Origin of the sequence: Brevundimonas sediminis, assembly GCF_048799765.1 — a bacterium.
GTDB lineage: Bacteria > Pseudomonadota > Alphaproteobacteria > Caulobacterales > Caulobacteraceae > Brevundimonas.
In genome coordinates, this window is sequence record NZ_JBLYQK010000025.1 from 1 (window position 1) to 21,653 (window position 21,653).

Here is a 21,653-nt window from a genome sequence, read left to right on the forward strand (position 1 = left end):
CCGTGCGCCGCGCCGAGGATGTGCTGGCCCGGACCGAGGATCTGGTCGAGGCGGTGCAGCGGGCGGGCTGGCGCTATGCCCGCGGGGAGGCGGCGGCGCGGGCCGGCGACTCCGCCGCGGTGCGCGCCGAGGCAGCGGCCATCGCGGCGCTCCGGAGTGATCTCGAGGCAGACGGAGACGACGCCTTCGCGGTTCGCTTCATGACCGTCTTCCAGCGCGTGCTCGAGGGACGCGCGGCCATGATTGACGGGGACTGGGCCGTCGCCGACGTGGCCTATTCCGCCGCCGCGGCCCTGCAGGCGGAAGGCAGCGAGGGCGGCGATCCGCCGGTCATCTGGTTCCCGACCCGGCGCAGCCTCGCCGCCGCCCGGCTTATGGCCGGTGACGCCGCCGGGGCGAAGGCGAAGATACTCGAACTGCTCGAGGACTGGCCGAACGACCCCTACAGCTATTTCGTGCTGGCGGAGGCCGAGGCGGCGCTGGGCGACGCGGCTGCGGCCGCCGAAGCGCGCCGCCGCGCCCGGATCGAGTGGATCGGCGGCGAGATGGACCTGAAGCTGGCCTAGCGCGCGGCCGACCGCGCCTCGCGAATGGCGGCCTCCAGCGCTGTCGGCTGGATGCTCGACATGGCCTTGCCGTTGATCAGGAAGGTCGGCGTGGCCTGGAGACCGAGGGCCATGGCCGCCGTGTCGGTGTCGACCAGATGACGGGTCATATCCGGGCTTGCCATGGCCGTTCGCGCGGCCGCCAGGTCCACGCCGTTGGCGACGAGAATGGCGTCGATCGACTCCGGGGTCAGATCGCCTTCAGCCATCAGGGCGCGGAAGACCGGCAGGTATTTGCCCTGGTCATGGGCGGCCTGCGCGGCCCGCGCGGCGTAGTGCGACGGGCCGGACGGGTCGCCCCGATCCAAGATCGGCCAGTCCTTGAACACGAAGCGCACATCGGGGTTGGCCTGCATCATGCGCAGGATCTCCGGCGCCGTCGCCTTGCAGCCCGGGCAACGGAAGTCGAAGAACTCCACCACCGTGACCTTGGCGTCCACCGGCCCGAAGGCGGCGTCGCGACTGTCTGCGGCCAGCAGGGCGGGGCTCTGGGCCGCGCGCTGCGAAATGGAGTCGGCCACGGCCGTGTTCTGCCTGGCCTGCAGGGCGTTGCTCATCTCCTGCAGCATCTCGGGATGGTTCAGCAGATAGCTCCGGATCGCGGTGTCCGATACGGCTCCGCCGCCGAAGACCGCAAAGGCCGAAAGGCCGAGCGCCACGACCGACACCGCCAGGGCCGCGGCCCCCGCGCGGGGCGATCCCAGAAAGCGGGACAGGGCGGACGGGGCCTCGGCGCGGGGCTCAGGCGTCTGGTCGGTCATGCGGTCTTCCGGAAATCAGCTTGAGGCCGGCACGACGGCCGGACGGTTGCGGCTGTTGCGACGATCCAGATCGTCGACATCGTCCTGGGTGGCGCCGGAGGCGAAGACGATGTCCATCGCGCGGGTCCAGTCGGCCGACCCCGGGGTCAACATGTCCCGCGCGCGCAGGGCGAACTGGGTCGCCTGCTGCTCGGCGCCCATGGCGAAATACATTTCGGCGGAGGCCAGACGGGCCTCGCCCTCCTTGCCCTGGCTCGCATAGGCCTGGGACAGCAGGCGCCAGCCCATGGTGTTGTCGGATTCAAGGGCAGTGGCGCGCTTGAGCTGGTCCACCGCCAGGGTGATCTGGGCCGGATCGCGGGTCTCGATCATGGCGTGGGCCAGGTTGATGCGGAGCAGGGGGGCGTCGGGCTTGAGTTCGACCGACCGCTGGTGCGCCCCGATCGCCTCGGCGGGCCGTCCCTCCTCGAACAGGATCTGGCCCTTGAGCTCCCAGAAATACGGGTTCTCGGGCTGTTCGCTCAGGAGCACGTCGACCGCCGACAGCGCCCGCTCGGTCTGACCGTCGCGATACCAGGCGATGGCGCGGGCATAGCGGCCCGGCAGGCTGACATCCGATTCCGGATAGGCGCGCAGGGTGGCGTTGGGCGCATCCATGAAGGCGTGGATCTTGGCCTGGATCAGGGCATGCTGGGCGATCCGCTCCGGGCTGTCCTGGTGGCTGTAGTGCGGCTGTTCGGCCACCAGCCGGCGCAGGTTCTCGATCCGGTCCGAGGACAGGGGGTGGCTGCGGAAATAGGGATAGCGACGCGCGTCCGAGAAGACTTCCTGCGAGCGGAAATTCTCGAAGAAAGTCAGCAGGCCGCGACCGGATTCGCCGGCGCGCTCAAGGGCGCGGGCGCCCGTGTTGTCGGCCTCGCCCTCCTGATGGGTCATGTAGCGCAACGCGCTGAGGGTGCCGAAATACTGGCTGTTCCCCAGCAGGACCGCCCCCGCGTCCGGCGCGCCGGCCGCGATGGCCAGTGCGCCCAGCGCCATGGTCATGAGCAGGGGCTGCATGCCCGCCTGCTGGGCCCCGTCGCGCAGGGTGTGGCGGTTCTTGATGTGCCCCGCCTCGTGCGCGATCACGCCCAGCAGTTCGTTGGCGTTCCGGGTTCTCAGGATCAGGCCGGTGTTCAGCCCCATGATCCGCCCGCGCGTCGCGAAGGCGTTCAGGTCCGACTCATTGATGAGCAGGATCTCGATCTCGGACGGTTCGAGGCCCATGGCGGTGAAGACCGGGTCCGACCAGTCCTGGATGATCGACTCGATCTCCGTGTCGCGGATGGCGCTCTGGGCGGCGGCCGGTGAGGCCGTCGCCAGGGTCAGACCGGCGACGGCGGCGGCGCCGAACAGACGGGTGGCGTTTCGGGACAGCCAGTGCATGGCGAACTCCTGTGAACCCGGACGCCCCCGTCCATCGTGATGGTCACAATCTAATCGCGGCCTTTCAGCGGCGCCACCACCCGCGCTTCGGCTTTTCGGGGGGGGCGGCGATCTGATTGGGATCTTCGGCGATCAGGGCGGCCACGTCGATCTCAGGCTTCGGCGCCTCGACCGGCTCGACGACCGCCGCGGGGGCGGGCTCGGGCTCGGCTTCGGCGACCGCTTCCGGTTCGGGCGTCACGGCGGTCTCCGGCGCGACATCCAGCACGACGGGTTCGCCGACCGGCTCGATCTCGTTCGGCTCAACGGTCGACAGCGGCGCCTCGTCCGAGGCCGGGGTCGCCGAGGCCGAAACCTTGCGGCGCACGCGACGACGCTTGGGCTCCTCGACCGCGACCGGGGCGCTTTCGGCCCCGGCGTCGGGGATGATCACGGCGGCGGGCGTGTCCGGCGAACCGTCGGCGGGCATACCCTCGCTGGTGGCGCGGGTCTCGACCTTCACCTCGTGGGTCAGGCCCTCGCCGCCGCGGCCGCGACCGCGACCGCGACGACGGCGCGACCGGCCGCTGCGCTCGCCGCCGACCTCGCCCTCGGGGCGCTCGCCGATGACCTCATCCACGTCCGAGGCGGGCAGTTCCGCAGCCCTGTCCGGACGGGCGGCCCGTTCCGGGTTGATCGGGTCGAACCACACATAGGGGTCTTCCAGCGACGGGGTGCGACCGCGGACCCAGAAGAAGGAATCGCGCTCGGCGCCGCCTTCCTCACGCATCCGGCGACCGCCCCGACGGCCGCGACGGCGGCGACGGCCGCCTTCGCTGTCATCATCCTCGTCCGAAGAGGCGGCTTCGACGCTTTCGGTCTCCGGCTCGTCGCGGCGTCCGCCGCGACGGCGGCGGCGGCGACCACCGCGGTCGCCGTCGTGGCGCTCGGCGCGCTCGCGGGGCTGGTCGTCGTCCTCGTCTTCCCGGTCGAGCTCGCCCTCGTCCTCATCATCCTCGATGATGTCGTCCTCGTCCTCGTCCTCCTCCTCGGCCCAGGCGCTGTCGTCGAAGTCGTCATCCAGGTCGATGAAGGGCTCGGCGCTCTCGGGCGGGGTGAAGTCCTCGTTGGTTTCGGTGCGGTCGATCGTGCTCTCGCCCTGGCCCAGGGTGTCGTCGATCAGGATGACCACGTTGAGGCCGCGCTGGATCAGCAGGCTCTGCAGGTAGTCGCGCTTGTGGTTCAGGATGTAGAGGGCCACGGCGGTGCAGACGCGCAGGTTCACCGAACCCGCGCCGTTCTTGCCGGCCTCGATGTCGACGGCGCGCAGGGTGACGAGGGCGGCGCTTTCCGCCGAACGGATGCGGCCGGCGCCCTGACAGTGCGGGCAGACCTCGGTGGCGCCTTCGATCACGCCCAGGCGGCGGCGCTGGCGGCTGATTTCCATCAGGCCGAAGCCCGAGATGCGGCCCATCTGGATGCGGGCGCGGTCCTTGGCCAGCGCGTCCTTCAGCGCCTTTTCGACGGCGCGGTTGTTCTTGCCTTCATCCATGTCGATGAAGTCGATGACGATCAGGCCGGCGAGGTCGCGCAGGCGCAGCTGGCGGGCGGCCTCGGCGGCGGCCTCCATGTTCGTCTTGAAGGCCGTGGCCTCGACGTTCCGTTCCTTGGTGGCGCGGCCGGAGTTGACGTCGATGGCCACCAGGGCCTCGGTCTGGTTGATGACCAGATAGCCGCCGGACTTCAGGTTCACGACCGGCTGGTGGATCTGGGTCAGGGTCTCTTCAATGCCGTTCGAGGCGAACAGCGGGCGCGAGCCCTGGTACAGGTGCACCTTCTTGGCCTGCGAGGGCATCAGCACCCGCATGAAGTCGCGCGCTTCCTTGAAGCCCTGCACGCCCTCGACCTGGATGCCGTCGAAGTCCTTGTCGAACATGTCGCGCACGGCGCGGCGGACGAGATTCTCTTCCTCGTAGATCATCGCCGGGGCGTTGGAGGCGAGGGTGGTCTCGCGGATCGTCTCCCACAGGCGCAGCAGATATTCGTAGTCGCGCTTGATCTCGGCCTTGGTGCGCTTGGCGCCCGCGGTGCGGATGATCAGGCCCATGCCCTGCGGCACCTGCAGGGCGGCGGCGGCGGCCTTCAGGCGCTTGCGGTCGGAGGTGTTGGTGATCTTGCGCGAAATGCCGCCGCCCTTGCCGGTGTTCGGCATCAGGACGCAGTAGCGGCCGGCCAGCGACAGCCAGGTGGTCAGGGCCGCGCCCTTGCCGCCGCGCTCGTCCTTGACGACCTGCACCAGCAGGATCTGGCGGCGCTTGATGACGTCCTGGATTTTGTAGCGGCGCATCAGGCGGCGCTTCAGGCGCTCCTCGTCAGCCAAGCCGCCCTCGTGCTCGCCGTCGTCGCTTTCGCGGCCCAGGTCGTCCTGCTCATCCTCGTCCGAATGCGCCTCGGCCATGATCGCCTCCCGGTCGGCGACCGGGATTTGATAGTAGTCGGGGTGAATTTCGTTGAAGGCCAGGAAGCCGTGGCGATTGCCGCCGTACTCGACGAAGGCCGCCTGCAGGCTGGGCTCTACGCGGGTGACCTTGGCGAGATAGATGTTGCCGCGAAGCTGGCGCTTCGCGCGGGATTCAAAGTCGAATTCCTCGACCTGACGGCCCTCGACGATCGCGACGCGGGTTTCTTCCGCGTGCGCCGCATCGATCAACATGGTCTTTGACATCGGTAGTCTCTCTCTGGCGCGCTCGGGCCGGTCCGGTCAGCGCGTGGCTGAGGGACGCGGCGGCTCGCCGAATGGGGGTGGGGGTGGCGCGGGCCGTTGACGCCTCGTCGCCGCGGCGGGCGCCGCGGGCGAAATCGGTCACGACTGACCGGAGGTTGAGGCTGGCGAATGCGCCCATGGGTCGGTTCGGTCCTGGACCCGTCCGCGCCTCGATAAGGCGGCGTTGCGGGCCCGGTTCGTCGGATCGTCGACCGCATAGGGCCGGTCGATCCTCGGATCAGTGAAAGCAGAGCCGCGAGGAGGGCGCGTCCCTTTCCCGTCAAACGGGGGACGCGATCGTTTCGCGAGCGCACAAAGCATAGTCACTGGAAACGTGAATTAAAAGTCGCATCGGCCTTAACCCGTTGGCGACGACGTTCGTGCAGGATGCGGCCAACCATAAAGGTGGGTCGTCCGCTTCCATGAGCGCCTTGTCGCGTATCAGGCTGTCGCATTGGGGCGCCCGCGAATGGGCGATGACGGCGCTCGCCTTCCTCGTGTTCTGCGTTGCAGCCCTGATGGCGGGGCGTGGCCTGGCCTCAGGGGCGGCGGGTGACGTGATCCGGGTCCGGTTCGGCGGCGACGCCGAGCGCACGCGGGTGGTGGTTGATCTGGAACGCAATTCGCGTGGGCAGGTGGTCCGTCCCGGGGCGGACGGTCGCGTCGTCGTCTCCCTGTCGGGCATCGGCGCCGGTCGCGGTCTTTCGGGCAGCGGACTGGGTCTGGTGCGTGGATACCGGGTGGCCGGTTCGGGCGGCGGTTCACGGGTCGAGCTCGACCTGGCGGTCAGCGCCGAGATCGAACGTCGCTTCCTGCTCCCGCCGGGCGACGGCGTGGACCATTATCGCTATGTGATTGACCTGAAGGCGACCGGGCGGGCCCCGACCGCGCCTCGCAACACCCCGCGACCGGCCCCCAGGCCGGCCGAGCGCCCCCTGATCTACATCGACGCCGGTCACGGCGGCCGCGATCCCGGCGCCCAGGGCGCGCACGCCCGGGAGAGCGAGATCACCCTCGCCGCCGCCCTGGCGCTGAAGCAGGAACTGGAGCGTTCCGGCCGGTATCGCGTGCGGCTGACCCGGGACAGCGACGTCTATGTGGGCCTCTACCGTCGCGTGGCCATCGCCCGCGAGGCGGAGGCGGACCTGTTTATCTCGCTTCACGCTGACGCCATCGCGGATCCGGCCACCCGCGGCGCCAGCGTCTACACCCTGTCCGAACAGGGCGCCGGCCGTGCGGTTCGCGAGCTCACCCGCGGCGAGAACTGGCACCAGAGCCTGAACTTGCCGGGGCGCGACGCCTCCGTGGACCGCATCCTGCTGGACATGACCCAGCGCGCCACCCAGAACCGCTCCGCCGTTCTGGCCCGCAGCCTGCTGGGCGAGATCGAGGCGGCCGATCATCCGCTGCTGCGTCGCAGCCACCGCGACGCCGGTCTGGCCGTCCTGCTGGCGCCGGACGTGCCGGCGGTGCTTCTGGAGATGGGTTACATCACCAATCCCGAGGACGAACGGCTGCTGACCGACACCCGGGCGCGCCGTCGGCTGATGCGCGCCGTGGCGGCCGGCATCGACGGCTATTTCGCGGCGCCGGCCGGCTCCCTGCAGATGGCCTCGACCGGCGAGGCGGGGCAGCCCTGAGCTGCCTTCGGATGGAGGCGGGCATGGCGTTGAAGGCGGCGATTCTGGCTTCCGGACTGGCTTTGGCGCTCAGCGTCGGGCCCGTGAGCGCGTCCTGCCCCGACGGATGGCCTGACACGCCGACCGAGTTCGCGCGGGCGGACCGCGTTGTCGTCGGCTGGGTGTCCGAGGCGCGGACCATCATCGACCCCGACGATTTCGACGCCATCCTGGCGACCGAGTTCGTGGTCCAGACCCTGAACACCTACAAGGGCGAGCGGGCCGCGAGCTTCACGATCTACAATTCGAACGATAGCGGTCGGTTCGATATGGAGTTCCGGCACAGCTATCTGCTGTTTCTGACTGATCTGGACGGGCGTTGGGTTGTCAGCAACTGCGGCAATTCGTTCGACCTGGAATGGACGGACGCGACCTATTCGCCGAAGCGGCCCGGCTGGACGTTTGAGGAGATCATGGCCTACCGCCCGCAGGCGGAGGCCGCGCTCGACGCAGAGGTTCGGCGGCGGGAGGCGCTGGGGAGCCGTTCTGACGAGACCCGGGGTGCGCCGACGTCCTGATCGCGGGCTGCTGTCGCGCCCGGGCCCCGGATGGCCTATCTGGGTCCCATGCGTCTGCGTGTCGTCGATCTGGAAACCACCGGTGGAGACCGGACCGCCGAGATCATCGAGGTCGGCATCGTCGACGTCGTTCCGGACGGGGAGGGCGGCTGGAAAGCCCTGCCGCCGGTGACGAAGCTGTTCCGGCCGCGCGGCGAGATTTCGGTGCATGCGATGGCGGTGCATCACCTGACCCCCGATGATTTCAGCCCGGACGACCCCCACTGCGACGAATATGCGCTGCGGGAGATGTTCGCGGAGCCGGCGGACGTAATGGTGGCCCACGCGGCGAATTTCGAGCGTGGGTTCATCGCCGACACCGCCCATGGCGGCCTGCCGTGGATCTGTACGGTCCGGTCGGCCAAGGCGGTCTGGCCGCAGGCGCCCGGGCATTCCAACCAGGTCCTGCGCTACTGGCGACAGCTGAAACTGGACCCGGCGCTGGCCAATCCGGCCCACAGGGCCGGTCCGGACGCCTGGGTGACCGCCCATCTCCTGATCGACCTGCTCCGGGAGGCGACGGTCGAGCAGATGATCGCCTGGACCCGTGAGCCGAGGCGTCTGGACCGCATTCCCTTCGGCAAGCACAGGGGCGTTCGCTGGGCCGAGGCGCCGGGCGACTACCTGCGCTGGATGGCCGGGCAGGCGGATATGGACGCCGATGTCGTGGCCGCGGCGCGACAGGAACTGGGCCGTCGAACCGCCGCATCCAAAGGTCCTCTGGCGGACATGACCGACGCGGGCTAAACCGGCGTCATGCCGCAGCTGCGCCTTCCGAATATCAAGGGTTTCAAGATCGCCGAGCGCTGGTTCGTGCTGGCGGGCGTCGGCCTGCTCGGCGCGATCACCCTGGCGGGGCTGATCGTGACCATCTACGCCGCCTGGCTGTTCCACGACCTGCCGGACGCGTCGGAGCTGGCGGATTATCGCCCGGCGACCGCCACGCGGGTCTATGCCGGCGACGGCACCCTGATCGGCGAGTTTTCGGACGAGCGGCGGATCTACGTCGCCTACGAACAGATTCCCCTGCCGGTCATCCAGGCCTTCCTCTCGGCCGAGGACAGCCGGTTCTTCGAACACGGCGGGATCGACGTGTCGGGTCTGGGCCGGGCGATGTTCAAGAACGTCTTCAACGCTGCCACCGGCCGGCGCCTGGAGGGCGGCTCGACCATCACCCAGCAGGTCGCCAAAAACGTCCTGCTGACCAACGAATCGAGCCTGAACCGCAAGGTGAAGGAGGCGATTCTCGCAAATCGCCTCGAGGCGACGCTCAGCAAGCAGCAGATTCTTGAACTGTATCTGAATGAAATTTTCCTCGGCTACCGCTCCTACGGGGTGGCGGCGGCCGCCTACAACTATTTCGGCAAGTCGCTGGATCAGCTGACGCCGGACGAGGCGGCCTTCCTTGCCGCCCTGCCCAAGGGGCCGAACAACTATCACCCCAAGCGTCACCCGGGCGCGGCCAAGGGCCGTCGGGACTGGGTGCTGGGCGAAATGGGCGAGAACGGATTCCTGACGCCCGAGCAGGTCGCCGCCGGACGGGCGCGGCCGCTCAGCGCCCAGGACGCCCCCCGCCGCGCCCAGTACGCGGACGCCGACTTCTTCGTCGAGGAGGCTCGTCGCCAAGCCATCCGTCAGTTCGGCGCCGAAGAGGTCAATCGAGGCGGCTACTACATGCGCACGACGCTGGACCCCGAGCTTCAGTCGGCGGCCCGCGACGCCCTGATGAAGGGGCTGGAGAACTATGACCGCCGCCACGGCTGGCGCGGTGCCTGGGGCACGACGGACTTCGCCGACGGCTGGCAGGCCGAAGCCCTGCGCCAGACCCGCCCGCCGGAGCGTCGCAGCTGGGAAGCCGCCGCCGTCGAGAACGTCGCCGGCAACAGCGTCCGTATCCGCAGCGCCAAGGATGACGCGGTCGGCTATCTGCTGACCGCCGACGCCGCCTGGGCCAACGCCAACCGACCGCTGAAACGCGGCGATCTGATCTTCGTGCAGCGCAGCGGCGGCCAGTACGCCCTGAAGCAGGTGCCGCGCGTGAACGGCGCCCTTGTGGCGATCGAGCCCCAGTCGGGCCGGGTGCTCGCCATGGTCGGCGGCTATTCCTACGCCCTGTCCAGCTTCAACCGCGCCACCCAGGCCCGTCGTCAGCCGGGTTCGGCCTTCAAGCCCTTTGTCTATGCGACGGCGCTGGAGGGCGACTACACCCCGGCCTCGATCGTGCTGGACGCCCCGATCAGCTTCGCCGGCGGCCGCAACGGCGAACGCTGGACGCCCGAAAACTACAGCCGTGAATATTACGGCCCCCAGACCCTGCGTCGCGGCCTGGAACTGTCTCGCAACGTCATGACCGTGCGTCTGGCCCAGGACATCGGCATGACCAATGTCGTCTCCCTGGCCGAGAAGATGGGGGTCGCTGACGACCTGCAGCCCAACCTGTCGGTGTCGCTGGGGGCGGGGGAGACCACGCCCTACCGCCTGACCGCCGCCTACGCCGCCTTCGTCAACGGCGGGCGCCGGGTCAATCCCTACCTGATCGAGATGGTCCAGGACCGGGACGGCGAGACTATCTTCCGCGCCGACCAGCGCCGTTGCCGCGATTGCGGCCGCGCCTTCAGCGGCCAGGAGTCGCCGCGGCTGGAGGCCCGGGGCGAACAGGTGATCGACCCGATCACCGCCTATCAGATCAGCTCGATGCTCGAAGGCGTGGTCCAGCGGGGCACCGCCGCCAGCGCCCGGGGTCTGGGTCGCTGGGTCGGCGGCAAGACGGGCACCACCAATGAGTACCGTTCGGCCTGGTTCGTCGGCTTCTCGTCCGACATCGTCGTGGGCGTCTTCTTCGGCTTCGATGACAACCGCCCGCTCGGTTCGGGCGAGACGGGGGCCACGGGGCCGGTGCCGGTCTTCAATGAGTTCATGCAGGTCGCCCTGCGCGAGCGCCCGGCCCGTCCGTTCGTCCGGCCGCGCAACGCCGTCTTCCGCACGGTGAACGGCATCGAGGAGGCCTTCCGTCCGGGCACCGAGAACCGTCGTCAGGAGGAGGCGCCCGCGCCGGAGACCCCGGTCGGCCCCCAGAACTACCTCGACGTCCTCCGGCGCGAGGAAGAGGAGGTCAGCGGCCCGTCCACGACCCCGACCCCGCCCCCGACCACGCCGCCACCGCCCCGCAAGGAGCCGGCGGCGGATCTGGACGGGCTCTACTAGGCGGCGGGCCCGACACAGGGAAGGGCCCCGCGCTCTTCCCCTTTGCCGCGGTGCGCTTTATGTCCGCCGCTCGTTTTTGGATCGCAGGAGTTCGCGATGAGACCGGATGTCGAGGCCATGAAGGCCGACATCGAGCAGAGCATCGCTCTGCTCAGGAGGCGTCTTTGACTGGGATGTCGCACTCAGGAAGCTCGATGAGCTGAACGCGCGGGTCGAGGACCCGACGCTTTGGGACAACCCCGATGAGGCCCAGGCCGTCAGCCGGGACCGGTCGCGGCTGGAAAGCCAGGTCAACGCCGTCCGTGAGATGGAGCAGGGCCTCGAGGACGGGGTCATGCTGGCCGACATGGCCGACGAGGAAGGCGATGAGGCGGCCCTTGAGGGCGCGCGCGCCGATCTGAAGGCCATCAAGGATCGCGCCGCCCGGGCCGAGCTGGAAGCACTGCTGGCCGGCGAGGCGGACGGCAATGACGCCTATCTGGAAGTGAACTCCGGCGCCGGCGGCACCGAGTCCAACGACTGGGCCGGCATGCTGCTGCGCATGTACAGCCGCTGGGCGCGCGCGCACGGCTATGAGGTCGAGGTCGAGGCCGAGGAAGCCGGTGAACAGGCCGGGATCAAGTCCGCCACCATCCAGGTGAAGGGCCCCAACGCCTATGGCTGGCTGAAGTCGGAATCGGGCGTGCACCGTCTCGTTCGCATCAGCCCCTATGACGCCGCCGCCAAGCGCCACACCAGCTTCGCCTCGATCGGGGTGTCGCCGGTGGTCGACGACGCCATCGAGATCGACATCAATCCGGCCGACGTCCGGACCGACACCTACCGGGCCTCCGGCGCCGGGGGTCAGCACATCAACAAGACCGACTCCGCCGTCCGTCTGACCCACGTGCCGACCAACACGGTCGTCGCCTGTCAGGCCGGTCGCTCGCAGCACCAGAACCGCGAACAGGCGTGGAAGATGCTGCGCGCCCGTCTGTACGAACTGGAACTGCAGAAGCGCGAGGCCGCCGCCCAGGCCCTGGCTGACGCCAAGACCGACATCGGCTGGGGGCACCAGATCCGATCGTACGTGCTTCAGCCGTACCAGATGGTGAAGGACCTGCGGACCAACGTCGAAACCTCGGACACCCAGGGGGTCCTCGACGGCGATCTCGACGACTTCATGGGCGCGGCCCTGGCCGCGCGGGTCGGTGAGACGCGGGGGTCGACGGTCGAGTGAGGGCCGGCGGCCGGCAGGCTGCCGGGAAGTGATTAGTGGTTAGTGGTTGGCCTGGACCCAGAGCAGCTCTCGCAGGGCGACCTCCGGCGTTCGCCCCATCACCCACTAATCACTGGCCACTAACCACCAGCCGGGCTCGGTCTTCCAAGGCGGCCCGCCAAAGCAAAAGGCCCCGGATCGCTCCGGGGCCTTTTTCATTGAGCCACTCGCTCGCCTCAGGCGACCGGGGGCTTCATGTCGATGATCTGCGGCGCGACCTCGACGGGGCGCGGAGCCGGCGCCGGGGCGGCGGGCGCCGGAGCTTCGCGGCGGCCCTGCAGGACGCGGCCCTGGAAGTAGGCGCCGATGTCGATCGACAGCTGCTCGGCGGTGATGTCGCCATCCACATAGGCGGTGGCGATCAGCTTGACCTGCTTGCCCGAGACGGCGCCGACGACGCGGCCGCGGACCTCGACATAGTCGGCCGACACATTGCCTTCGACGGCGCCGGTTTCGCCGACGATCAGGCGGCCGACGCGGACGTCGCCCTTCACCTGGCCGTCGATCTGCAGATCGCCCGCACCCGAGACGTTGCCTTCAAACTGAAGGTCCGAGGACAGGGTCGACAGGCCACGCTGCGGGGTGGCCGGGGCCGCAGCGCGGGGCGCGGCGGCCGGAACCGGGGCGGCGCCCGGGGCGGGCAGATCCGGCAAGGGCGGGATCGACGAGCCGGAGTCAGAGCGCGACTGGGGCTGCGGGGCGGGGGATTTAGTCTTGTTGAACAAGTTGGTCTCCGGCTCTCATGAAGCGGGCGGGGTTCTGCGGGCGGCCGTTCAGCCACACCTCATAGTGCAGGTGGACGCCGGTGGAGCGTCCGGTGGTTCCCATGGCGCCGATGCGTTGCCCCAGCGTGACACGCTGGCCCGTCCGGACGGCCATGGAATTCAGATGGGCGAAGCGGGTCTTGAAACCACGCCCATGGTCTATCTCAACGACGTTGCCATACCCTGAACGCACGCCGACAAAAGAAACGACGCCCGGAGCCGTGGCGTGGATGGGGGTGTTCAGCGGGGCCGCGAAGTCCTGTCCCTGATGCACGGCGGGCCGGCCGTTGAAGGGGTCAAAGCGGACGCCGTAGCCCGAGGTGGTTCGGGCGTTGGTGGGGCGGCGGAACGGCAGGCCTTCGGCGGCGTCGGCCAGCAGCCGCATGTCCGAGAGATTGTCGGCCGCGTGCTGGATCCGGACGGCGAAGGCCTCATCGACGTCCAGCACGGCGCCGAGCGCCCGGGGATCGCTGGCGTCGATCAGCGGACCGCCCAGGGCGGCGTCGCGCGGCGCATAGGCGGCCGGATTCAGACCCGCGAGGCGGAAGGCCAGCCGCAGTCGTTCGGCCCGGCTGCTGGCGACGGTCTCGGCGCGGGCGATCAGCCGTTCCTGATCCATCCGCACAGCCACGACGCGCTGGACGGGCGTGCTGCGGTCGGGGTTGAGGGGCGCGGCGGGCCGGAGCGCCTCCTGGGCGCCGTCGACGCCGCGGAAAAGGGTCATGACCCGGGTCAGGGCGGCATGGCGGCGCTCGACCATCTGGGCCATTTCGTCGATGGAGCCCGAGCTGGCGCTCATCCGGATGACGGCGCTGTCCAGTCGCGCCTGCAGGTCGGCATTCAGGCGTTCGGCCCCGGCGCGGTTGCGGGCGATGGCGCGGTCCGCGTCGCTCTGCCGGATCATGTCGAGGGCGAAACCGCCTGAGGCCACCAGGAACCAGCCGCCGAGGAGCACCGCGCCGACGGCCGCGAGCGCCTGCCGGCCCGGGGTCAGGGCCCAGGCCTTCACCGCGTCTCCATCACGCAGATAGAGGTACCGGGTCGGGAACCAGCGTCCGATCAATGATCGCCTGCCTCCGGTTTCGTGTTCACTCATACACAAACGCCCCCACGTCCGGCCCGTTATCAGCCACGACTGTAGAGGCGCGACAAGTCTCTTCACGACTTGTTAACCACGCTGGATGGTCTTTTGGCGAAGAACGGCGGTATTCGTCGCCGTTTTTCGCGTCTCAGGCGTATCGGGGCGACGCTGTAACGGCCGTTACATCTGTGACGGCCGAAACTGTTCCGGACTCAGAGCGACTGTACGGCGGCGAGCACTTCGGCGGCGTGGCCCTTGACCGAAACCTTGCGCCACACGCGCCGCACGACGCCTTTGCCATCGATCAGGAAGGTGGCGCGTTCGATGCCCATATACTCGCGGCCATAGAGCTTCTTCTCGACCCAGACCCCGTAGGCGAGGGTGACGTCCTCGGGTTCGTCGGAGGCCAGAACGACCTTGAGGTCACGCTTGTCGGCGAAGCGGGCCAGCTTCTTCACCGGATCACGCGAAACGCCGATGACCACGGCGTCGGCGGCGTCGAAGTCGCCGATCAGGGCCGAGAAGTCCTGGCCCTCGGTGGTGCAGCCGGGCGTGTCGGCCTTGGGGTAGAAGTAGACCACGACAGCCTTGCCCTTCAGCCCGTCCAGCGTGATCCGCCCGCCGTCGGCGGTGGCCATGTCGAAGGCGGGGGCCTTCGTGCCTTCGGTGATCTGGGGCATCAGACCGGCCTCACCAGAACGATCTTCTTCTTGCCGGCGGCCAGCTTGAAGACGCCGTCGGCGTTGACGTCGGCGGCTTCGATCAGGCGGGCGCCGTCGGCGATGGCTTCGTCGTTCAGGCGCAGGCCGCCGCCCTGGGCGAGGCGACGGGCCTCGCCGTTGGAGGCGGTCAGACCGGCCTTGGTCGCGACAGCGGCCAGCATGGCGCCGATGACCTCGTCACGAGCGATCTCGACCGTCGGCAGGTCGGCGGACAGTTGACCCTTCTCGAAGGCGCTCTCGGCGGCGGCGCGGGCCGTCGCGGCGGCTTCGGCGCCGTGGAGCATGGTGGTCGCGGCGTCGGCCAGCGCCTTCTTGGCGTCGTTGATCTGCGCGCCTTCGAGGGCTTCCAGGGCGGCGATCTCGTCCAGCGACAGGTCGGTGAACAGGCGCAGGAACTTGCCCACGTCGGCGTCGTCGGCGTTGCGCCAGAACTGCCAGTAGTCGTAGGGGCTGAGCTGGTCGGCGTTCAGCCAGACGGCGCCCTGGGCGGTCTTGCCCATCTTGCCGCCCGAGGCCGTGGTCAGCAGGGGCGTGGTCAGGCCGAAGGCGGCCTTCTGATCCACGCGGCGCACCAAATCGACGCCCGAGGTGATGTTCCCCCACTGGTCCGACCCGCCCATCTGCAGGGTGACGCCGTGGCTGCGGTTCAGCTCCAGGAAGTCCACCGACTGCATCAGCATGTAGTTGAACTCGAGGAAGGTCATCGGCTGCTCGCGCTCGAGGCGCAGCTTGACCGAGTCGAAGGCGAGCATCCGGTTGACCGTGAAGTGGGTGCCGAAGTCGCGCAGGAACTGGATGTAGCCGAACTGCGAGAGCCATTCGTCATTGTTGACCATGACCGCGTCGGTCGGGCCGTCGCCGAAGGTCAGGAAGCGGGCGAAGACCTGTTTGATGCCGTCGATGTTCGACTGGATGGTCTCGTCCGTCAGCTGCGGGCGCGAGGCGTCCTTGCCGGTCGGGTCGCCGACCTTGGTCGTGCCGCCGCCCATCAGGACCACCGGCTTGTGCCCGGCCTGCTGGAGGCGGCGCAGCATCATGATCTGGATCAGGCTGCCGACGTGCAGCGAGGGCGCCGTAGCGTCGAAGCCGATGTAGGCCGAGACCACGCCGCTCGACGCCGCCTCGTCCAGCTCGGTCGGGTGGGTGATCTGATGGATGTAGCCACGCGCCTGGAGGGTGCGCAGGAAGTCGGACTTGAAGGACTGGTCGCTCATGGAGGCTCCGTTAGCAGGGAAGCCGGCGAGCGTCTTGTGGGGATTGCGCCGGCTGGGTGCGGCGCAGGGGTTCGCGGGCCGCTCGATCAGATCGAGGGGCGGTAATAGAGGCCGGTGTTGATGGCGCGGGCGAACATGGGCGTCTGGGTAACCGTAGCGGTTGACCGGCGTCAAGGGCGGGGTATCGGTGGCGGATGTCCCCACGCAATCCCGTCTACGGTCCGACCGTCCGGTCCTTCCTCGAAGCCTACCCGGGAAGTCGTGGCCCCGCAGGCCTGCGGATCGGCTGCGACGCGACGCGCCGCGCCGATGGCCAGTTGCATCTGTGGTTCAGCGTGGTGGGCGCGTCTCCACTGCGGTTGCCGAGGACGCGCCCGCGCGCCGAGCGGTCACGGACGGACGGCCTCTGGGAGCATACCTGCTGTGAGGCCTTCATCGAATTCGAAGGGGGGTACTACGAGTTCAACCTTTCCCCCTCGGGGGATTGGGCCCTCTACCAGTTCACCGGCTACAGGTCGGGGATGACCAGTCCGGTGATCGCCGCCCCGGTTGTGGAGGCGCACAGGGACGGGGATCTCTGGCAGTTGCAGGCCTTTATCGACCTTTCGGCGGCGCCGCAGTTGCGGGCTGACGCGCCGTGGCGGATGGGGCTGTCCGCCGTGATCGAGACCAAGCAGGGCGAGAAGACCTATTGGGCGCTGGCCCATCCTTCGGATAAGCCGGACTTCCATCATCCCGACTCGTTCGCGCTGGTCCTGCCGGCGCCGGAGCTGCCATGAAGTTCGGTCTCGACCGCCTGCTGTCCGATCCCGCCCTGAGCGCGCCGCTCAAGGGGCGCCGCGTGGCGCTGGTGGCGCATCCGGCGTCGACGACGCAGGACCTGACCCATGCGGTCGATGCGCTGGCGGCGCATCCGGACATCACCCTGACGGCCGCCTTTGGGCCGCAGCACGGGATGAAGGGCGACCTGCAGGACAATATGATGGAGAGCCCGGACTATACCGATCCGGTGCACGGCATCCCCGTCTTCAGCCTGTACGGCGAGGTCCGTCGGCCGCGTGGCGAGTGGATGGAGACGTTCGACGTCGTCCTGATCGACCTGCAGGACGTGGGCTGTCGAATCTACACATTCGTGACGACCCTGCTCTACATGCTGGAAGCGGCGGCCGAACACGGCAAGGAGGTCTGGGTGCTGGACCGCCCGAACCCCGCCGGGCGGCCGGTCGAGGGCACGACCCTGGTCGAGGGCTGGGAGAGCTTCGTCGGGGCCGGGCCGATGCCGATGCGGCACGGAATGACCTTGGGCGAGATGGGCTTGTGGTTCATCGACCACTTCAAGCTGGATGTGGCCTATCGCGTCATCGAGATGGAGGGCTGGACGCCCGCCGAAGGCCCCGGCTACGGCTGGCCGCTGAACGCGCGGAGCTGGATCAACCCCAGCCCCAATGCGCCCAACGTCTCCATGACCCGCGCCTATGCGGGCACCGTCATGCTGGAGGGGGCGACCCTGTCGGAAGGGCGGGGGACGACCCGGCCGCTGGAGCTGTTCGGGGCGCCGGACATCGACGCGCGGGCTGTGATCGCCGAGATGAAGGCCTTCGCGCCGCAATGGCTGAAGGGCTGCGTGCTGCGCGACATGTGGTTCGAGCCGACCTTCCACAAGCACGTCGGCAAGCTGTGCTCGGGCGTGCAGATCCACGTCGACGACCCGGCCTACGACCATGAGGCCTTCCAGCCGTGGCGGGTGCAGGCGCTGGGCTTCAAGGCGGTCCGGCGGCTGTATCCGGACTACGACCTGTGGCGCGACTTCCCGTATGAATACGCGTTCGGCAAGCTGCCGATCGACGTGATCAACGGCGGGCCGGGCCTGCGCGAGTGGGTGGATAACCCCGACACGACGCCGGACGATCTGGACGCCCTGGCGACGCCGGACGAACAGGCCTGGCTGACCGCCCGCGCGCCCTTCCTCCTGTACTGACACGCTGTGCTGCAGCGCCGAAGGCGACGCCTGCGCGGGCGCGCGCCGGCGAACGCTGATCCGTGCCTGGTCGTTGGTGTTGCAGCAGATTTTTGTATAAACGCAGTTTATTGTGCATCTGCAAATAAACGATTGGGCTGATGCGTTCGATTCGGATAGGAGAGGGGCCTCCAACCACCCCAGCCTATGGATTTTGACCGCATGGCCCTCATCAACACCGCCATCAAGCCGTTCACGGCCACCGCCTACAAGGAAGGCAAGTTCGTCGAGATCTCGGACGCCGACGTGAAGGGCAAGTGGGGCATCTTCTTCTTCTACCCGGCCGACTTCACCTTCGTCTGCCCGACCGAGCTGGAAGACCTGGCCGGCATCTATCCGACCCTGCAGAAGCTGAACGTCGAGGTGTACTCGGTCTCGACCGACACCCACTTCAGCCACAAGGCCTGGCATGACTCGTCGCCGGCCATCGGCAAGATCAACTACTTCATGGTCGGCGATCAGTCGGGCACGATCACCAACAACTTCGGAGTCATGCGTCCGGGCGTCGGTCTGGCTGACCGCGCGACCTTCCTGGTCGATCCGGAAGGCGTGATCCAGTTCATGGAAATCACCTCGGAAGGCGTCGGCCGCAACGCGACCGAGCTGCTGCGCAAGGTGAAGGCCGCCCAGTACGTCGCCGCTCACCCGGGCGAAGTCTGCCCGGCCAAGTGGGAAGAAGGCGAAGCCACCCTGGCCCCGTCGCTCGACCTCGTCGGCAAGATCTAAGGACCGCCCCCATCGACCGGCGGCGGCGTGAGTAGCGTCGCCGGTCACAGGCGCCCGATCCGTCGGGCGTCCGCAGAGGCCGCGGGGTGAGTAGCGTTTCCGTCCCCGCGGCCTTTTTGCGTCCGGTCCTCGCCCGAAGCGGCTGGAGGACGGCGCATCCCGCAGTAGATTTATGAGGAGAACCCGATGCTCGACGCCAACCTGAAGACCCAGCTCGAAGGCTACCTCAAGAACATCGTCCACACGGTGGAGCTGGTCGCGTCTCTGGGCGCGGGGCCGAAGTCGCTGGAGCTGAAGGAACTGCTGGAGGAGATCGTCTCGGTCTCGCACGGCAAGGTCGAGATGGGCCGCGACTTCGACGACGCCCGCCAGCCCAGCTTCCTGATCCGCCGCAAGGGCACCGACATCGGCGTGCGCTTCGCCGGCATCCCGCTGGGCCACGAGTTCACCTCGCTGGTGCTGGCCCTGCTGCACGTCGGCGGCCATCCGTCGAAGGCGGCGCAGGACGTCATCCAGCAGGTCAAGGACCTGGAGGGCGACTACCTCTTCGAGACCTACTTCTCCCTGTCCTGCCAGAACTGCCCGGATGTGGTTCAGGCCCTGAACCTGATGAGCGTGCTGAACCCGCGCATCAAGCACGTCGCCATCGAGGGCGGCCTGTTCAAGGACGAGGTCGACGAGCGCAAGGTCATGGCCGTGCCGACCGTCTTCCTGAACGGCGAGCTGTTCGGCCAGGGCCGGATGGAGCTGGAGCAGATCGTCGCGAAGATCGACAAGGGCGCCGAGGGCAAGGCGGCCGAGAAGCTGAAGGCCAAGGACCCGTTCGACGTTCTGGTCATCGGCGGCGGCCCGGCCGGCGCGGCCGCAGCCATCTATACGGCCCGCAAGGGCATCCGCACTGGCATCGCCGCCGAGCGGTTCGGCGGCCAGGTGCTGGACACCATGGCCATCGAGAACTTCATCTCGGTGCCCCACACCGAGGGGCCGAAGCTGGCCGCCCATCTGGAGCAGCATGTCCGCGAGTATGAGGTGGACATCATGAACCTGCAGACGGCGCGCAAGCTGATCCCGGCCAAGGTCGAGGGCGGGCTTCACGAGGTGGTGCTGGAGAACGGCGCCAGCCTGAAGTCGCGCACCGTCATCCTGTCGACCGGCGCCCGCTGGCGGCAGATGAACGTGCCGGGCGAGCAGGAGTACAAGAACCGCGGCGTGGCCTACTGCCCGCACTGCGACGGCCCGCTGTTCAAGGGCAAGCGGGTGGCGGTGATCGGCGGCGGCAACTCGGGCGTCGAGGCGGCGATCGATCTGGCCGGTCTGGTGGCCCATGTGACCCTGATCGAGTTCGACAGCGAACTGCGGGCCGATGCGGTGCTGCAGCGCAAGCTGGCCAGCCTGCCGAACGTGAAGATCATCACCTCGGCCCTGACCACCGAGGTCCACGGGGACGGGGAGAAGGTGACGGGCCTGTCGTACAAGGACCGGAACGCGGACACCCGCCACGATGTCGAGCTGGAGGGCGTCTTCGTCCAGATCGGTCTGGTGCCCAACACCGAGTGGCTGCACGGGGCGGTGGCCCTGTCGCCGCGTGGCGAGATCGAGATCGACCATCGGGCCGAGACCAGCCAGCCGGGCATCTTCGCCGCCGGCGACGCGACGACCGTGCCGTACAAGCAGATCGTCATCGCCATGGGCGAGGGCTCGAAGGCGGCGCTGTCGGCCTTCGACTACCTGATCCGCACGGTGCCGGCGGAAGAGGCGGTCGAGGCCGCCTGAGCCTCTTTCGGCTGAAGAACCGGAGCCCCGGCGTTCGCGCGCCGGGGCTTTGTTGTGTCCGCTGTTGGACAAGCGGAGCCGGCGGGGTAGGGCAGGGCCATGTCGGGATTGAACACACGTCTGGCCGGGGTCGGCTGCGGCCTCGGGGCCGGGGCCCTGTGGGGGCTGGTCTTCCTGGCGCCCAAGTTCGCGCCGGACGCCTCTCCGATGCTGATGAGCGCCGGACGCTATCTGGCCTATGGCCTGCTGGCGGCGGCCCTGCTGGCGCCGCGCTGGACGAAGGTAGCCCCGTTGCTGGACTGGAAGGCCTGGCGGGCGCTGGCCTGGCTGAGCCTGGCGGGGAACATCGTCTACTACCTGTTCCTGGTGGTCGGGGTGCATTTCGCCGGTGTGGCCGCCTCGGCCCTGATCGTCGGCATGGTGCCGGTGCTGGTGGCGGTCTGGGGCCTGAAGGACCCGGACGCGCCGCCCCTGCGCCGGGTCGGGCCGCCGATCCTGCTGGCCGCGCTGGCGGTGGGGCTGATCGGCTGGGAAAGCCTGTCGCGCGAGGCGCTGAGCCGCGACGTCGGGCAGGTGCTGATCGGCCTGGGCTGCGCGCTGGCGGCGCTGGTCAGCTGGTCGGCCTATGCGATCGGCAACAGCCGCTGGATGGCGCGTCTGCCGCAGGTCAGCGCCCATGACTGGTCCCTGCTGACCGGCGTGGTGACGGGCGGCTTCGCCCTGCTGCTGGCCGTCCCGGCGGTGGTCGAGGCCAGCGGCCAGAGCGCCGACCAGTGGGCCCGGCTGGCGGCGGCCAGCATGGGAGTGGCCATCCTGGCCTCCATCGTCGGCAACGCCTTCTGGAATCAGGCCAGCCGCCTGCTGCCCCTGTCCATGCTGGGCCAGATGATCGTGTTCGAGACCCTGTTCGCCTTCGCCTACGGCTATCTGTGGGAGGGGCGGGGGCCGACGGTTATCGAGATCGTGGCCATGCTGATGATGGTGGTCAGCGTGCTGTGGTGCGTGAGGGCCCACCGGTCGACCGCTGTTGCGGTGGTGGAAGGCGAGCACTGACTCGTCTGGCGGGAAAAAGTGCACTCCCGGGAAAATGGAGTGCACATCGTGCACTTTTTCCCGTGAAGCGG

17 protein-coding genes and 1 pseudogene are annotated in these 21,653 nt (G+C 68.7%); 11 read left to right on the forward strand and 7 right to left on the reverse strand.

From position 1 onward, the window contains the following. Positions 1-566 (forward strand): annotated as a pseudogene (locus ACLQ7T_RS12650) (hypothetical protein); the annotation flags it as partial. On the opposite strand, the gene ACLQ7T_RS12655 reads toward ACLQ7T_RS12650, so the two are convergent. The 3 genes from ACLQ7T_RS12655 to ACLQ7T_RS12665 all read right to left on the reverse strand — a co-directional run bounded on the left by ACLQ7T_RS12655 (position 563) and on the right by ACLQ7T_RS12665 (position 5,495). Then, positions 563-1,366, reverse strand: coding sequence for a DsbA family protein (locus ACLQ7T_RS12655; RefSeq protein ID WP_420479742.1), 804 nt, complete (start codon positions 1,364-1,366; stop codon positions 563-565). The pseudogene ACLQ7T_RS12650 and the gene ACLQ7T_RS12655 overlap by 4 nt on opposite strands. A gap of 15 nt (positions 1,367-1,381) precedes the next feature. Then, positions 1,382-2,791, reverse strand: a complete 1,410-nt coding sequence (locus tag ACLQ7T_RS12660; protein WP_420479743.1) for a M48 family metalloprotease — start codon at positions 2,789-2,791, stop codon at positions 1,382-1,384. Positions 2,792-2,855: 64 nt separating this feature from the next. After that, on the reverse strand, positions 2,856-5,495 hold the full coding sequence (locus ACLQ7T_RS12665; RefSeq protein WP_420479744.1) for an Rne/Rng family ribonuclease: 2,640 nt from the start codon (positions 5,493-5,495) through the stop codon (positions 2,856-2,858). 461 nt (positions 5,496-5,956) lie between these two features. Between ACLQ7T_RS12665 and ACLQ7T_RS12670 the strand changes: the two genes are divergently transcribed. The 5 genes from ACLQ7T_RS12670 to prfB all read left to right on the forward strand — a co-directional run bounded on the left by ACLQ7T_RS12670 (position 5,957) and on the right by prfB (position 12,193). Next, entirely contained in the window at positions 5,957-7,174 is a 1,218-nt protein-coding gene (locus tag ACLQ7T_RS12670; RefSeq protein WP_420479745.1) for an N-acetylmuramoyl-L-alanine amidase family protein, read from the forward strand. Positions 7,175-7,197: 23 nt separating this feature from the next. Continuing rightward, a complete protein-coding gene (locus ACLQ7T_RS12675; RefSeq protein ID WP_420479746.1) occupies positions 7,198-7,731 on the forward strand; it encodes a hypothetical protein in 534 nt (177 codons plus the stop codon). 30 nt (positions 7,732-7,761) lie between these two features. After that, positions 7,762-8,517 (forward strand): exonuclease domain-containing protein, encoded by a 756-nt coding sequence (locus ACLQ7T_RS12680; RefSeq protein WP_420479747.1) that lies wholly within the window; start codon positions 7,762-7,764, stop codon positions 8,515-8,517. A gap of 9 nt (positions 8,518-8,526) precedes the next feature. Then, positions 8,527-10,974, forward strand: a complete 2,448-nt coding sequence (locus tag ACLQ7T_RS12685; RefSeq protein WP_420479748.1) for a penicillin-binding protein 1A — start codon at positions 8,527-8,529, stop codon at positions 10,972-10,974. Between the two features lie 96 nt (positions 10,975-11,070). Continuing rightward, positions 11,071-12,193 (forward strand): peptide chain release factor 2 gene (prfB, locus tag ACLQ7T_RS12690; RefSeq protein WP_420479749.1). Its coding sequence is split into 2 segments (ribosomal slippage): positions 11,071-11,139 and positions 11,141-12,193, totalling 1,122 coding nucleotides; the frame shifts between segments, so codons are not numbered across the junction. A gap of 215 nt (positions 12,194-12,408) precedes the next feature. Here prfB and ACLQ7T_RS12695 read toward each other — a convergent pair. The 4 genes from ACLQ7T_RS12695 to tyrS form a co-directional block, all read right to left on the reverse strand. Continuing rightward, entirely contained in the window at positions 12,409-12,957 is a 549-nt protein-coding gene (locus tag ACLQ7T_RS12695; protein ID WP_420479750.1) for a bactofilin family protein, read from the reverse strand. Continuing rightward, entirely contained in the window at positions 12,941-14,092 is a 1,152-nt protein-coding gene (locus ACLQ7T_RS12700; RefSeq protein ID WP_420470970.1) for a M23 family metallopeptidase, read from the reverse strand. Before ACLQ7T_RS12700 ends, ACLQ7T_RS12695 begins: the two co-directional genes overlap by 17 nt. Before the next feature lie 197 nt (positions 14,093-14,289). Continuing rightward, positions 14,290-14,757, reverse strand: coding sequence for a peroxiredoxin (locus ACLQ7T_RS12705; protein ID WP_420479751.1), 468 nt, complete (start codon positions 14,755-14,757; stop codon positions 14,290-14,292). Beyond that, entirely contained in the window at positions 14,757-16,013 is a 1,257-nt protein-coding gene (gene tyrS, locus ACLQ7T_RS12710) for a tyrosine--tRNA ligase (protein WP_420479752.1), read from the reverse strand. Before tyrS ends, ACLQ7T_RS12705 begins: the two co-directional genes overlap by 1 nt. 194 nt (positions 16,014-16,207) lie before the next feature. Here tyrS and ACLQ7T_RS12715 point away from each other — a divergent pair, with 194 nt between their 5' ends. From ACLQ7T_RS12715 to ACLQ7T_RS12735, 5 genes are all read left to right on the forward strand, one after another. After that, complete coding sequence (locus tag ACLQ7T_RS12715) at positions 16,208-16,792, forward strand: DOMON-like domain-containing protein (RefSeq protein WP_420479753.1); 585 nt, start codon at positions 16,208-16,210, stop codon at positions 16,790-16,792. Further along, positions 16,789-17,991: an exo-beta-N-acetylmuramidase NamZ family protein gene (locus ACLQ7T_RS12720; RefSeq protein ID WP_420479754.1), complete on the forward strand. Its 1,203-nt coding sequence runs from the start codon at positions 16,789-16,791 to the stop codon at positions 17,989-17,991. Before ACLQ7T_RS12715 ends, ACLQ7T_RS12720 begins: the two co-directional genes overlap by 4 nt. A gap of 201 nt (positions 17,992-18,192) precedes the next feature. Next, complete coding sequence (gene ahpC, locus ACLQ7T_RS12725; RefSeq protein ID WP_420479755.1) at positions 18,193-18,756, forward strand: alkyl hydroperoxide reductase subunit C; 564 nt, start codon at positions 18,193-18,195, stop codon at positions 18,754-18,756. A gap of 186 nt (positions 18,757-18,942) precedes the next feature. After that, entirely contained in the window at positions 18,943-20,529 is a 1,587-nt protein-coding gene (gene ahpF, locus ACLQ7T_RS12730) for an alkyl hydroperoxide reductase subunit F (protein ID WP_420479756.1), read from the forward strand. A 99-nt stretch (positions 20,530-20,628) separates the two neighbouring features. Next, a complete protein-coding gene (locus ACLQ7T_RS12735; RefSeq protein WP_420479757.1) occupies positions 20,629-21,582 on the forward strand; it encodes a DMT family transporter in 954 nt (317 codons plus the stop codon). Positions 21,583-21,653 lie beyond the last annotated feature (71 nt).

What these genes read in the sequence shown, in the direction of transcription:
- ACLQ7T_RS12655 (WP_420479742.1), bottom strand. Translation starts at nt 1,366, where the DNA reads ATGACCGACCAGACGCCTGAGCCCCGCGCCGAGGCCCCGTCCGCCCTG.
- ACLQ7T_RS12660 (WP_420479743.1), bottom strand. Translation starts at nt 2,791, where the DNA reads ATGCACTGGCTGTCCCGAAACGCCACCCGTCTGTTCGGCGCCGCCGCC.
- ACLQ7T_RS12665 (WP_420479744.1), bottom strand. Translation starts at nt 5,495, where the DNA reads ATGTCAAAGACCATGTTGATCGATGCGGCGCACGCGGAAGAAACCCGC.
- ACLQ7T_RS12670 (WP_420479745.1), top strand. Translation starts at nt 5,957, where the DNA reads ATGAGCGCCTTGTCGCGTATCAGGCTGTCGCATTGGGGCGCCCGCGAA.
- ACLQ7T_RS12675 (WP_420479746.1), top strand. Translation starts at nt 7,198, where the DNA reads ATGGCGTTGAAGGCGGCGATTCTGGCTTCCGGACTGGCTTTGGCGCTC.
- ACLQ7T_RS12680 (WP_420479747.1), top strand. Translation starts at nt 7,762, where the DNA reads ATGGCCTATCTGGGTCCCATGCGTCTGCGTGTCGTCGATCTGGAAACC.
- ACLQ7T_RS12685 (WP_420479748.1), top strand. Translation starts at nt 8,527, where the DNA reads ATGCCGCAGCTGCGCCTTCCGAATATCAAGGGTTTCAAGATCGCCGAG.
- ACLQ7T_RS12700 (WP_420470970.1), bottom strand. Translation starts at nt 14,092, where the DNA reads ATGAGTGAACACGAAACCGGAGGCAGGCGATCATTGATCGGACGCTGG.
- ACLQ7T_RS12705 (WP_420479751.1), bottom strand. Translation starts at nt 14,757, where the DNA reads ATGCCCCAGATCACCGAAGGCACGAAGGCCCCCGCCTTCGACATGGCC.
- tyrS (WP_420479752.1), bottom strand. Translation starts at nt 16,013, where the DNA reads ATGAGCGACCAGTCCTTCAAGTCCGACTTCCTGCGCACCCTCCAGGCG.
- ACLQ7T_RS12715 (WP_420479753.1), top strand. Translation starts at nt 16,208, where the DNA reads ATGTCCCCACGCAATCCCGTCTACGGTCCGACCGTCCGGTCCTTCCTC.
- ACLQ7T_RS12720 (WP_420479754.1), top strand. Translation starts at nt 16,789, where the DNA reads ATGAAGTTCGGTCTCGACCGCCTGCTGTCCGATCCCGCCCTGAGCGCG.
- ahpC (WP_420479755.1), top strand. Translation starts at nt 18,193, where the DNA reads ATGGCCCTCATCAACACCGCCATCAAGCCGTTCACGGCCACCGCCTAC.
- ahpF (WP_420479756.1), top strand. Translation starts at nt 18,943, where the DNA reads ATGCTCGACGCCAACCTGAAGACCCAGCTCGAAGGCTACCTCAAGAAC.
- ACLQ7T_RS12735 (WP_420479757.1), top strand. Translation starts at nt 20,629, where the DNA reads ATGTCGGGATTGAACACACGTCTGGCCGGGGTCGGCTGCGGCCTCGGG.